At 36.7% G+C, this 13,980-nt stretch carries 10 protein-coding genes; 6 read left to right on the top strand and 4 right to left on the bottom strand.

The features are described 5' to 3' along the window. Positions 1-86: 86 nt before the first annotated feature. On the bottom strand, positions 87-1,568 hold the full coding sequence (locus HND50_08010; protein ID NOG45160.1) for an MATE family efflux transporter: 1,482 nt from the start codon (positions 1,566-1,568) through the stop codon (positions 87-89). Positions 1,569-1,738: 170 nt separating this feature from the next. Between HND50_08010 and HND50_08005 the strand changes: the two genes are divergently transcribed. The 4 genes from HND50_08005 (at position 1,739) to HND50_07990 (ending at position 6,776) form a co-directional block, all read left to right on the top strand. Further along, entirely contained in the window at positions 1,739-3,199 is a 1,461-nt protein-coding gene (locus tag HND50_08005) for a peptide MFS transporter (protein NOG45159.1), read from the top strand. Between the two features lie 47 nt (positions 3,200-3,246). After that, positions 3,247-4,020, top strand: a complete 774-nt coding sequence (locus HND50_08000) for a phosphatase PAP2 family protein (protein ID NOG45158.1) — start codon at positions 3,247-3,249, stop codon at positions 4,018-4,020. Positions 4,021-4,116: 96 nt separating this feature from the next. Beyond that, complete coding sequence (locus HND50_07995; GenBank protein NOG45157.1) at positions 4,117-5,430, top strand: peptide MFS transporter; 1,314 nt, start codon at positions 4,117-4,119, stop codon at positions 5,428-5,430. A gap of 50 nt (positions 5,431-5,480) precedes the next feature. Beyond that, positions 5,481-6,776 carry an MFS transporter gene (locus tag HND50_07990; protein NOG45156.1) on the top strand — a complete coding sequence of 432 codons (1,296 nt, stop codon included), beginning with the start codon at positions 5,481-5,483 and terminating at the stop codon, positions 6,774-6,776. 71 nt (positions 6,777-6,847) lie between these two features. On the opposite strand, the gene HND50_07985 is transcribed toward HND50_07990, so the two are convergent. Further along, a complete protein-coding gene (locus HND50_07985; protein NOG45155.1) occupies positions 6,848-8,098 on the bottom strand; it encodes a hypothetical protein in 1,251 nt (416 codons plus the stop codon). 606 nt (positions 8,099-8,704) lie between these two features. On the opposite strand from HND50_07985, the gene HND50_07980 reads away from it, so the two are divergent. Both HND50_07980 and HND50_07975 read left to right on the top strand, forming a co-directional pair. Continuing rightward, positions 8,705-11,914: a PAS domain S-box protein gene (locus HND50_07980; protein ID NOG45154.1), complete on the top strand. Its 3,210-nt coding sequence runs from the start codon at positions 8,705-8,707 to the stop codon at positions 11,912-11,914. Positions 11,915-11,923: 9 nt separating this feature from the next. Beyond that, positions 11,924-12,295, top strand: coding sequence for a response regulator (locus HND50_07975; GenBank protein NOG45153.1), 372 nt, complete (start codon positions 11,924-11,926; stop codon positions 12,293-12,295). Between the two features lies 1 nt (position 12,296). Here HND50_07975 and HND50_07970 read toward each other — a convergent pair whose 3' ends face one another. Then, positions 12,297-13,613, bottom strand: coding sequence for a hypothetical protein (locus HND50_07970; GenBank protein NOG45152.1), 1,317 nt, complete (start codon positions 13,611-13,613; stop codon positions 12,297-12,299). Between the two features lie 85 nt (positions 13,614-13,698). Next, entirely contained in the window at positions 13,699-13,908 is a 210-nt protein-coding gene (locus HND50_07965) for a hypothetical protein (protein NOG45151.1), read from the bottom strand. Positions 13,909-13,980: the final 72 nt, after the last annotated feature.

Raw genomic sequence — 13,980 nt, 5'->3', positions numbered from 1 at the left:
GCCAAGAACGCTAAGGAAAGAAATAATAATACAAAAACCTCAGGGCTCTATGTATCTCCGTGTTTTATTCAAACTATTTTTTTGTATTAAACCTGTTTTTCTTTCCATTTGCCGCGTTTAAAAACAATAACACCAACAATTGTCAGCATCGCTTCAGCAATCATTATTGCCCAAAACACACCCTGTTCATGGAGAATACTTTCGGTATTTGGGAAAAGTAAAATATCTCTATCAAAAAGCCACTGGCCTAACCAGGATAAAACATCTTTTACACCGGCAAAACCTTTGGATAATATAAATGCCAGCGGGATTTGAAACATCCAATAAATGAAAAAATTTATCTTTGTCGGTGTGTATGTATCACCTGCTCCATTAAATGCCTGAATCATCACCATACCAAAAGCATAAAAGCCGTAGCCATAGCTGATTATCCTCAAAGCCGTGCTTCCAATTGCCAAAGTTTCCGGGTCAGTTGTAAAGATCCCAACAAGATATTCCGGAATGGTTATGAAAACTGCTGCAACCATAACAAGAAAGAAGAAATTGCTAAACCCCGTAATCCATACAGATTTTTCTGCCCGGTCCGGATTGCCGGCACCAAGATTTTGGCCAACCAAAGTTGTAGCTGCATTGGCCATACCCCAGGAAGGGAGAATGGCAAAAATAATTATTCGAATTGCAATTGTATAACCTGCCAGAGCCGCACTACCAAACAGGGCAAGAATGCGTACAAGAGCAACCCAGGAAGAGGTGGAGATGATAAATTGAAACACCCCACCGATGGATACTTTTATTAGCCGGAAAAGAATTTTTAAATCCAGCTTCATATTTTCCTTGCTGACTTTTATGCGCCCCTTACCCGAAAACAAAACATATAGCTGAAGCAAAACCCCGGTTCCGCGACCAATTGTTGTTGCAACGGCGGCACCGGTCACACCCAGCTCAGGGAAAGGACCAATTCCGAAAATAAGCAAAGGATCCAAAATTATGTTTATTCCATTGGCAATCCATAAAACACGCATGGCAATCACCGCATCACCAGCCCCGCGAAATACAGCATTCAAAATAAAAAGGAGCATAATAGTTATATTCCCGCCAAGCAGCATTGCCGTGAAGCCCCAGCCTGTTTCAACAACCTGCTCGGTGGCTCCCATCAATCCCAGTATTTCTTTTGGAAAAATAAGACCAAACACAGCAAATGGTATTGCAATAAATACTCCCAGCCATATCGATTGGGCCGCTGCAGTTGATGCAGCTTCCGGATTTTTCTCACCAATTCTGCGGGAAACCATTGCTGTTGTGCCCATACTAATTCCAATCGCAACAGCAAAAATAAGCGTAATTACAGCGTCTGTTACACCAACTGCAGCAAGGGCATCCGAACCAAGCCTTCCAACAAAAAACGCATCAACAACAGTAAAGATAGACTCAAGGGCCATTTCAAGAATCATAGGTACTGAAAGCAGAAAAACGGCCTTGCCAATACTTCCGGTCGTAAAATCTTTTTCGCCGCCTTTTAAGCTTTCGGAAATAATGGATAAGAGTTCTTTTAAGGAGTTTTTTCTCATGATTTTATTTTGACTTTTTATCTCAAAGTAAGTTTCACTTATTATTTAAAAGGAGTTTTGAAATTAGATTAAAAGCAGCTTATAAAAAAGCACTTTATGTTTATTGTCAGAATGCCTATATTATCAACTTATTCAACTATCCTTTAGATATCTAATTCAAAAATATTTTTATGGAGGTTTTAATGTTTAAAGAGCATCCCAAGGGGCTCCAGGTTCTTTTTATGACTGAAATGTGGGAACGATTCAGTTATTATGGAATGCGGGCTATTCTTGTTCTTTTTATGACCGCAGCGGTGGTTACTGGCGGTTTTGAGTTTGACAGTGCAACAGCAGCGGCAATTTACGGATTATATACTTTTGGTGTTTATGCCATGGCCTTGCCGGGTGGTTGGGTTGCAGACCGAATAATAGGGCAACAAAACGCTGTTTTAATTGGCGGGATTTTAATTGCTGCGGGCAACTATTCGCTTGCAATTCCCGGACAGGTAACCTTTTATCTGGGTCTTTTTTTAGTGATTTTAGGTACGGGACTTTTGAAACCTAATGTAAGTGCAATTGTTGGTGATTTGTATCCTGAAGGTGGTGCCAGAAGAGATGCCGGGTTCTCAATTTTTTATATGGGTATAAATGTTGGTGCCGTTGCAGGACAATTAATTGTTGGTTTTCTTGGTGAAAAAGTAAGCTGGCATATTGGTTTCTTGTCTGCCGGTATTGCAATGACTCTTGGTGTAATTCAATTTTTAACACGTAAAAAAGCTTTAGAAGGCGCTGGATTATTAAAAGGTGATGCAGCATCCCCGGAAATGAAAGCAAGCGGGCTTCGCCAATTTTATATGGGTATAGCCGCAACATTGGTTATAGTTGCCGGAATCTATTTTTATTTTGCTTCGACAGGCACATTTGATATTGTTGATTTTGCAAAAAACACTGGCTATATCCTGTTAGCTGTAGCCGTACTTTATTTCTTATCCATAATTATGTTTGCTACAAAAAATGCGGAAGAGAAAAAACGTATTGGTATGATTTTTATTCTTTTCCTTGGTGCAGTTGTTTTCTTTGCCGGCTTTGAGCAAGCGGGATCATCGATGACAATTTTTGCGCGTGACTTAACAGACAGGACAATGTTTAACTGGGAGCTGCCTGTTTCGTGGTTACAAAATATCAATCCACTTTTTATTGTGATCTTAGCACCGGCAATTGGTGCATTATGGGTAAAGCTTGGAGATAAGAACCCATCAATTCCGATAAAATTTGGTCTTGGTTTGTTCATTCTTGGCGTTGGCTTTTTTGTTTTAGCCTGGGGCGCATCATTTACAGAAGCTGGAAAAGTTAGCCCGATGTGGCTTGTTGTGACGTACTTTTTCCATACTGTTGGAGAGCTTTGTTTAAGTCCGGTTGGACTTAGCAGCGTTACAAAACTTTCCCCAAAACGTCTTGTTGGCCAGATGATGGGAACATGGTTTTTGGGTGCGGCACTTGGTAATTTAACTGCAGGTTTGGTTGCTACTTATATCGAACACTTCCCGCAAGATTTACTTTATAGTGTTGTTGCCGGATTTGTAGCAGTTTTTGGTTTACTCTTCTTTGTTATTGCAAAACCAATAAACAAATTGGCTGGTGGCATTAAATAGTTTTATTAAGAATAGCGCCCTGTATTTTACAGGGCGTTTTTTATTTTATGCAAAATAAGAAACATCTTAAAATTGTAATCTTTACATTTCTCTTCCTTACCAGCACCGGGTCAATTTACTCACAAGCAAATAGTACAGATTATTTTTTAGGTTATGGAGGAGTAGCACTTGTTGCCAGTGGCGAACTTTTTTTTAAAGAAGCTCTAACGCCACAAAATCCTAAGTGGATTGAGCCACTTTCTTTTGATTTGTTTTTTCGTGATAAGTTAAAATGGGATAATTCAAATCTTGATAAGGCGGCTTTAGTAAGTGACGTTATATTAAAAGGACTTTTGGGGCCATCAGTCTTTTGGTCTCCTTTATTATCTGATCACAATTATGGTAGGCATTTGTTATTGAACATACAAGCCCTGGCTGCAACTGCGTTCCTGACAAATATTTCAAAGTATGCTTTTGCCCGTCAAAGACCATATTCCTATTTCAAATCGATTCAAGCTGAAGCTGATGATGATTTTCTTTCCTTTTTTAGTGGGCATACAAGTTTTTCATTCGCAATAGCTACATCCATGTCATATATCCTGGAAAAAGAAAATCCGCACAATTCTGCATTAATTTGGGGGTCGGCAATTACGCTAGCTTCGTTGACGGGCTATTTAAGGATAGCCAGCGACCGCCATTATATGAGTGATGTTTTAACCGGAGCAATTATTGGGAGTATGATGGGTTATGTAATTGCAAAAAATCAAAGCAAGCGTTTTTTTAAAAGAGGTGGATCAAAACAAATATCAACGACAATGGTAAATTTTACGATCCTGTTTTGAAATAGAAATGAACTGTTGAAATATTGAATTTCTGTTCTGATCATAAATTCAACAATTCAGTAATTCATCAACTTTAATAGATTTTTTGGAGGAAGAATGGGAAAACACCCAAAAGGACTTTTAATATTATTTTTTACGGAAATGTGGGAGCGCTTCAGTTTTTACGGAATGCGTGCTATTCTGGTACTATATATTACGAAAGAAACGGTTGGCGATAATCCGGGTTTGGGTTGGAATAGTGCAGAAGCAATGGCCTTGTTTGGTTGGTATCTTGGAATTGTTTATTTCATGTCTTTTCCAGGTGGTATTCTTGCGGATAGATTTTTGGGCCAAAAAAAGTCTGTTTTATTGGGCGGTCTATTAATTATAGCTGGCCAATTTAGCTTAGTCTCTAACTCAATTGAAATGTTTTATATTGGATTAACTCTTTTGGTTATGGGAGTTGGTCTGCTAAAACCCAATATTTCCACAATGGTTGGCGGTTTATATAAGGAAGGCGATCCTCGCAGGGACAATGGGTTTATTATTTTTTATATGGGCATAAATGTTGGGGCCTTTGCTGCTCCTCTTCTTGTGGGATATATAGGTGAAGTTTATGGTTGGCATTATGGATTCGGCTTAGCCGGAATTGGTATGATTTTGGGATTGATTGTTTATTTGTGGGGTCAAAAATATCTGGAAGAAGTAGGAAACTTTATGCCCACTAAAAAGATTGAGGGCACTAATACAAATGCACCGTTAACAAAAATCGAAAAAGACCGTGTAATTGTATTGTTAATATCATTTCTAATTGTGATTGTTTTTTGGGCCGCATACGAACAAGCAGGTGGATTAATGAACTTATTTACCCGTGACAGTATTGATCGTGTTGTTTTTGGCTGGGAAATTCCAACCGGTATGTTCCAATCTGTTCCGGCGCTTTTTGTGATAATGTTTGGTTTTCCAGTCGCTTGGTTGTGGTCAAAAAGGCAAACAAGAGGAAAGGAAACATCGTCTATTTTTAAAATGGCTATCGGTACGATGGTTATGGGAACAGGTTTTTTGATGTTAAGTGCGGCTGTTATTGAATTAGATGCAGTTGATGGTCGAAAAGCGATGCTTGTGTGGCTTGTAGCCGCTTATTTACTTCACGTTATCGGTGAACTATCGCTTTCTCCTGTCGCATTGTCTTTTATTACAAAACTGGCTCCGCTAAAATATTCATCGATGATGATGGGTCTATATTTTGCTGCTACCGGGTTGGGTGGTAAACTGGCCGGGATGCTTGGAGAACTTGCACAACATGCCGGGGAATTTGAGGTATTTACTGGTATTTTTGTGTTCTGTGTGTTGTTCGGTCTTTTACTTTTAGTGTTCTTCAAAAAGTTAAAAGCACTAACTCATGGCGCAGAAGAGATGTATCACGAATAAAAATGAATTACTCGTTATTAACAAAAAAATCTAATTAATTTGAGGTAGTTATGGAAAAAAAACGGACGGCTTATCCATTTGTTTTCTGGGTAGCCAACTCAATCGAAGTTTTTGAACGCTTTGCCTATTATGGCATTTACATGGGCTTTGGGCTTTATTTACAGCAGCTAGGATATGATCGTGGTGATTTGGGTGTGATTCAGAGTATCTTTCTTGGTTTGTCTTATTTAACTCCACTGTTCTCCGGGACTTTGGCGGACAAGTATGGCTTTAAGAAGATGCTGATTGTATCATACATTGCTTATCTGCCAGCGATATTGTTATTAATTGTAACAAAGTCTTTTTCAGGTATCGCTTTAACTATGCTATCAATCGGCTTTGCAGCGGGTATTTTTAAACCATTGGTTTCTTCTACGATAAGGGTTACAACAGATTCAACGAATAAGACACTTGGTTTTGGAATCTTCTACGCAATGGTAAACTTAGGGGCATCATTTGGTCCGATTGTTATGGGTAAATTACGTGCTATCTCCTGGGATTATGCATTTTATACAGCCGCCGCCGCTGTTGGTTTGATGTTTCTTGTAACCATCTTTTTCTATAAGGAACCGGAGCGTGATCTGGAAGGCGTTACCCTTAAACAAAAATTTAAGGATATGGGGGAAGCATTGTCTGATGGTAAATTTGCGACTTTTATCATCTTGCTTGGCTTTTTCTTCTGGATGCCGTTTTGGGCATTTTTTAATGTTTTAGCAGTTTATATAAATGACTATATGAATACTGCTGCCTTATATATGTCTGTAAAACCTGTAATTGGTGAGTGGTTAACCCAATTGATTTCTAGCGATGCTGATGGAACCTGGAGAATAAACGCTGAAGCCATATCTCATACCGGATATATAATTTTAGTTTTTCAAGTCTTCGTATCAAGAATATTTGAAAAACGCGCGGCTATTGGTTCATTTTTGTTTGGATTATTAGTGGCTGCAATTGGTTTTGTTATATTGGCTATGGCAGTAACAAATATCAATGAGCTTGTCTTTTTGGGTGTATTCTTATTTGCAATTGGTGAAATGATTTCATCACCTAGGATACAAGAATATATAATGTGGATTGCTCCAAAAGAAAAAGCTGGTTTATATATGGGTACAAACTTTCTGGCAATTTTTATCGGAGCCGTTGCAAGTGGTGCATATACATGGATTATGGGAATCTTTGAAGATGGCGGGAACCCCGAATACATCATGTATACTTTAGCAGCGCATACCATTCTAGGAATTTTAGCCATTTATATTTTTACAAAAACATTAGGCGAGTTTAAAGAGCTGGAAGAATACGATCAGTAGTCTGTAAAATAAAAAAACCATCCGGGAGTAACCCGGATGGTTTTAATAAAGTTTCTATCTAAATTCTTTATTTATAATTCCATTCCAAACGCAATACTGAATGCAAAGATGTCCATTTGATGTTTCCCAGGAGCATTCTCAGGCATAAGTGCATTCGGGTGAGCGTCTACATCTCTTTCAGCACCTAAAAGATATTCTCCAGCTGCATCCACTCTGAAATTACCAAAATCGTGTCCAACACCAAATGTGACGACATTATTTTCTGATGAAGGAAAAAGGAAGTTCAAAGTTTCATCAGGTGAAGGAGCTGGATCATAATAATAACCAAGCCTTAGAGCTGTTTCTTTTGTCGCCATAAACTCTGTACCAATTCTGTATTGTATCGCGTCATCCCATTCTAGGTTAAATACGCCATCCTGAGGTAAAGCGTCATACTCAGCTACTAGCTCATCTAATGCAGCCCAATTACTATATTGTGCATCTGCTACAACTGTAATTTTTTCATTTACTTTGTATGCAATACCGCCGGAAATCCACATAGGAAACGAAACATCTCTATCAAAATCTGACTCGTTTATACCAGCAGGTAATCCAGGAAGATCGGCAGTGCCTTCCATTGCAACTTTGGTCTCTGTTCTAAAAGATGCGCCAAGGGATAGTTTATCATTAACATTATATTTTAATCCAAGAGTAACTCCATATCCTAATCCAGTAGATTCTTCTGTGTATTGTGTTGGGGTTTCTGGAGCACCATCAGCATTTAAATCAAATGCTTGAAACCTGGATAAGTCAAACATTGCATAATAAATGTTTATACTTAAACCAATTGCAAAATCATCACTAACTTGATATGCAATGGATGGAGCAATTGTTACTGCGCCTATTTCTGATAACCATTTATATTCAGTTGCTCCTGAAAGTGCAGCGGAGAAAGGTACCAAATCTGCACCATCCCACTCAGCGCCTAATCCGGCAGGGACATAAACACCAAGCCCAAATGTCATTTTGTCCATTCCATAAACCGCAAATAATCCACCGGTTGAATAAAGGTTGGAAGTCATTTCAGCATCAACAGTGGCAAGATCATATTTATAAGTTGCTATTGGCATAATTCCAGTATAATAAGCTAAAAATTGATTGCTTTGACCAGCCAATCCAGCCGGATTCCAATAAATGGCTGTAGCATCATCTGCTAAACCAACAAAAGCGCCGCCCATACCGAATGCTTTTGTACCAACACTGTTCAAACTTAAACCATTTGCGAAAACACTTCCGCTATAAATAAAAGAAATGGAAATTAATAAAGTTAAAAATCTCCTCATAAAGCCTCCTCGAGAAAAGTTAAAAAATTAGTTAGTTTGCTACGTTGGTGGACGAGGGATGATGATATAAAATATCATCGCTTTAATATACAAAAAATTATAGTTAATAAAAGAATTAATACGCTTATGTCTTTTATTCTGTTTTTGAAGGTATCAGAGGGTCGAAAGGTTATTTCCCCAAAATCCAGGTGTCTTCATGAAAAAAAATAAACCATTATCTATTTTCCGGTTTTATGACTACAATAATATTTAATCTCTAAAATTTTCAAGGAATACCTGATCAAATGCTAAATTAATACCAAGGTTTTAATATTAGGATTTGCTGAGGACCGAGAGCTTTTGATTACTTGGTATCTTAGTGAATGCAATGCATGTTTAAAACCTATTGATTAAAGGTTAGCGATTTTGAGTCTTAAATTGAAATTCCAGATTATGTGAATTCCATACCAAATAATCCAGATATTTTTGATATTATTATAAAAAATATTTTGTTTTTTTATTCCTTGTCGAAAAACAAGTTACTTTAATAATTATAAATATAGTTTTGAAAAAGGAATATTTTTCTTTCATAGGGACGGCTTAATTATTTTTCTATTGGGGAATTGTGTGGAACGATTAAACAAAAAAAGTAAATTACAATTAATAAAAAAAGTACAGAATCTAGAACGGGAAATAAAACTTCTAAAAAGCAATACGTTTAATGATAATACCTTTCAAGCGGCGGAGCGCTATGAATCCCTGTTTAAGTCTTTTTACGATGGTATTACGATTTCTGATATAGAAGCTAATATAATTGATGTGAACGATTCATTAGTAAAAATGTATGGCTACAATTCTAAAGAGGAAATAATTGGTACCAATGCCGCTGAACTAATACGTGAAGACAATCGTCTTCTTATCCAAGATTATATAAAAACGATTATTGAGCATGGAGGATTAGGTGGTATTGAACTTGTTTGTATCAAAAAAGATGGGAGTGAGTTTACTGTTGAAATAAGTGCTAGCGTAATTTATGATAAGAATAATGATCCCAAACAATTTATTTCAATAACTAAAGATATTACTGCAAGAAAAGAGATTAAAAAAACGCTCTCAGAAAGGGATCAATTTTACCACACCTTGTTTGAATTATCACCAAGTGGAATATTGTTAGAAGATTTGGATGGCAATATTTTAGATAGTAACCCTGCCATGAGTAAGGCCCTTGGATATCCGGGAGAGGACCTGATTGGTAAAAATGTCCGATCATTTTCACATCCTGATAGGATTGGGGAAGTTGAAGAGCATTTAAAAAAGCTTAATTCAGGAGAACTTCTTGAGCATTCAGTTAAGAATATGGGCCATGATGGTAAAATATCTTATATGTATCTTACAGAGCGAAAAGTTAAAATTCCTGCTGGCAGGGAAGGCATTTTGTGTATAGCGAAAGATGTAACTGAACTAAAAAATACAGATGATGCCTTAAAAGAAAGTGTAGAAAATTACAAAAACTTAATGTCACAATCTCCCCTGGCAATTGAGGTTCTAGATAAAGACGGAATCTTACGGGAAGTAAACAAGGCTTGGGAAGAGTTATGGCAGGTTAAAGCAGAAGAAGTAATTAATAAGTACAGTGTTTTTAATAACCCTTTGCTTGAAAAAATGGGGATGATGGATGCTATTTCGAAATCGTTCCAAGGGGATAAAATTGATTTACCGGATGTTTTCTTTGATCCACAAATAGCAGGAATGCCTGGAAGAAAACGTTGGCTGCAAACAAAAGTTTATTCATTAAAAGATCCCGATGGCGCAGTGAAGAATGTTGTTTTAATACATGAAGATGTCACTTCAAGGAAAAACTCTGAAAATTATTTGAAACAAAATGAATCCAGGTATAAACAACTTTTTGATAATTCTCCGGTACCATTATGGGAAGAGGATTACTCAGAAATAATTGAATATTTAGAGGCAAAAAAAAAGTCGGGAATAAGTAATTTTTTAGAATTTTTTGAACAGAAACAAGATCAGCTAAAAAAATGCGTAAGCATGATAAAAGTTATAAATGTAAATAAAGCAGCTGTAGTTTTATATAAGGCTCAAAATAAAGATCAGCTTTTAAATAATATCGAAAAAACCTTCACTGAAAACTCTTATCGAATTTTTAAATATGAGTTGGCCTCAATTGCAGAAGGAATTAATAATTATCAATCCGAGATTGAAATAAAAATTCTAAATGGTGAAAAGATTTCAGTACATTTTTCACGAAACCTTGGCGAAAATGGGCTTGCTATAATTGCAACTCAGGATTTAACAGAAATTAAAAAAGCCCAACAAGCATTAATAGAAAGTGAAGAGCGTTTTAGAACAACCTTTAATAATGCGGCTGATTCAATTTTCCTTATTGAAATGTCTGATAAAGGTGCTCTAATTATGGATGCAAACGAAGCAGCGCACAAGAGCCATGGCTATGATAAAAGTGAACTTATAGGCCTGCCAATTTCGGTTCTTGAAGATGATGAATCTTCCACAAGAAACCCAAACAGAGTTGAGAGAATTCTTGCTGGGGAGCATATGGTTTATGAAACATCGGATAAGCGTAAAGATGGATCCTGTTTTCCGATTGAAGTATCTGCCCGTAAAGTTCTTGTTAATGGAAAACCATATATTTATAGTATTGAGAGGGATATAAGTGATAGGAAAAAGCTGGAAAAACAATTGGTCCTTTCGCAAAAAATGGAGGCGCTGGGTACATTAGCCGGTGGTATTGCGCATGACTTTAATAATATTCTCGCTGCAATTTTAGGCTACTCGGAGCTAACGATGGATGAAGTTCCGGATGACAGCCTTGCACAGGCAAACTTAAAAGCAATAATGAATGCCGGAGTTCGTGCTAAAGAGCTTGTTGAACAGATATTGACTTTTAGCCGTCAAAAAGAAAATACATTTAAACCGGTAAAAGTAAATATTCTGGTGAAAGAAGCTGTAAAGTTTTTACATTCATCGATCCCATCAACAATTGAATTGCAAGAAAATATTGACCCGGGTTGCCCCATGGTTATGGCCGATCCATCTCACATTCATCAGATTGTAATGAACTTATGCACCAATGCGTATCAGGCCATTGGCGAGGAAAACGGACTAATAAAAATAAGTTTAAGCAAGATTAGCCTAAATCAAAATAATATGGACTTACCAGAAGGGGAGTATTTAAAGCTTGTTGTTCAAGACTCAGGAAAAGGTATTGACAAAGCTGTATATGACAAGATCTTTGACCCATTTTTTACAACAAAAAATATTGGTGAAGGATCCGGTTTAGGATTATCGGTTGTTCATGGAATAATAAACTCTCTAAAAGGTGAAATATCTGTTTCTAATGCAAACCCAGGCACTATTTTTACAGTATACTTGCCAACAGTTCAAGTAATTGAATCACCCATGGATAGTTTTATGGAAGAAGTAGTTGGTGGAAACGAAACCATTTTGCTTGTTGAAGATGATAAAATGGTTTCCAACGTTACCGGTCAATTATTAGAAAGCTTGGGTTATCGTGTAACTGTTATGAATGATAGTGTTCAATCTCTGAAAGTATTTAAAAATAATCCGGATAGTTTTGATTTGGTTATTACAGATCAGATTATGCCTGGTTTAACAGGACTCAATTTGTCTTTAGAGTTAATGAAAATTCGTAAAGAGATATTGATAATCTTGATGAGCGGTTATAGCGAAACAATTGATGAGGAAATTGTTTATGATTTGGGAATAAAGGGTTATATTAATAAACCTGTTGGCAAAAGAACTCTAGGCAAGCTGACAAGGGAGATATTAGATAAAAATTAAGGAATACAGATGTCAAAAATTCTTGTTGTTGATGATGATACACTTGTACGTGAAATGCTCCAGCAAATGCTTGAAAAAGAGGGTTATAAAACTGTTGCCGCAGCGGATGGTGAAGAAGCAATTAAAAAGTTTCATAAATATAATCCGGATTTAATTGTAACCGATATAATTATGCCTGAAAAAGAAGGAATTGAGCTGATTCAAATTTTCCTGAGAGAAGATCCCATGGTTAAAATAATTGCAATATCGGGAGGAGCGCTAAACATCGATTCGCAAAGTACTTTAAAAATGGCTAAAGCATTAGGCGCCCATTCTACTTTAACCAAACCGCTTTCCCGTGAAGAATTTGTATCACAGGTAAAAAAATTGTTAGTTAATTAGGTTATTTCTCGAAGTCTATTTGATAAATAACCGGTGAACGTAATTCATTTTTTGTTGCCAATTGTATTTTTAGTTTAAAAGAACCTGTCTTTTTTTCAAGAATAAAAGATGATTGATAAACACCCGTCCTTAGTTCCTTTTTTTCACTTTCCAAATCCAGTAACTTTTTACTTCCTTGTTTCCCATCTATAAGTTCCATTTTAATTTCGGTTTGAAAAGGTAATTCATATTTAATTATCAGTCTTTGAAAATCGTTTTTAATTTCCTTCGATTGCCAGATACCGCTGCTCTCAAAAAAAGCATCAGCGATTGCCTCACCAATATGCCATTTGGAACCTTTCTGCGCACAATAAAATAGGTGAACCTGCTCTTCAAAAAAAGAGATATTAGGCCGCATAAGTCGCTTACCTTCCCATTTCGCTTCAGGCTTAAGTACGATTCTTATGTTGTCCCAGTTAATACCATCGTCCGATTCAGCGGATTTAATTTTTGTTCCAAACCCACTGCTAAGGTCAAGATGTGCAAAATACATTATATATTTTTCACCATTAAAAACAACTTCAGGCGCAACAACACCCGGAGAAGATTCTAAAACAGGTTTGTTGCTTTTTTGCCAGAATTTACCGTCATCAGATTCAGCAATTCCGATACTTGCAAAAGGGCCGGAGAATCCTGAAAACCACATTCTATATTTCTTTTCATTTGGGAAATAGACAATATCCTGGTAAGCATTTCCTGCAAAATCCCAGTTACCCGTATCAGTTTTAAAAAGCGGTTTTGTACTTGAAAAAAGCCATTTTTCTGATTTATCTTTTCGGGACATGCCTATTTGATAACCAAGCTCCGAGTCGCTGCTATTACCATTATAAATAAAATGGTCAGTATTTCCTGGAATGAAAGTTGGCGCAATCAAATGAAAGGAACGCCAGGATTGATTATCCGGTTTTAAAATTTGTTTTCGGTTAACCCAGGCCCAACCGGCATCATCACGAACAGCGTAACCAATTGAATAGTGGCCTTTGTTGCTTCCATCATAAAAAAGAAAAATAGAATCTGCGGTGACAAGTATAAACGGATCTGCAACATCCTGTTGATCCCAGCCAGATCGGGCAGGTGATAAAACCGGGTTTTTGGGTAATTTATAAAAATCCCCAATTTTATGTTTCAGCATTAAGTGCGGGTAGAAAGAACTATAATCCAGTGAGAGAAATTTTTCATTTTGGCTAAAATCAATTCTTGTTTGGGATATTAATCCGGAAAAAAGAGAACATAAAAATAGAATGATGAAATAAAAAATGGAGGTAAGTTTTTGAGTCATTGAATATCCGGCTGAAATATTTAATTTTTAACAGGATATTCAATTCGTGTGGAATGAGCAGAACTTTAGTTTATCCTAAAACCAATCAGGATTGTTTTTCATCTTTTTCTTTCAATTTTTGTTTGGTTGGCCATCCCATAAAAACTCCGGCTACCAACCCATAAATTGTACTGATGTAAGGATTGCTGCTAATAACACAATGCCCGCTATTACAACCGATAAAATAATAATATGCAAAGCCTGCACTCGCTCCTAAAGCTGCAAAAAGTCCAATTTTTAAAAATTTGGGATTCATATTTTCCTAATCTTAGTGTGTCTGTTTTAGCTGTTTGATGTAACAATTTTTAAAAAGTAACAGATTAATTCA

The organism is Calditrichota bacterium (assembly GCA_013112635.1).
Classification (GTDB): Bacteria; Calditrichota; Calditrichia; order Calditrichales; family J004; genus JABFGF01.
Note: the sequence above shows the minus strand (reverse complement) of the source record. Positions and strands in the feature narration are given on the sequence as shown.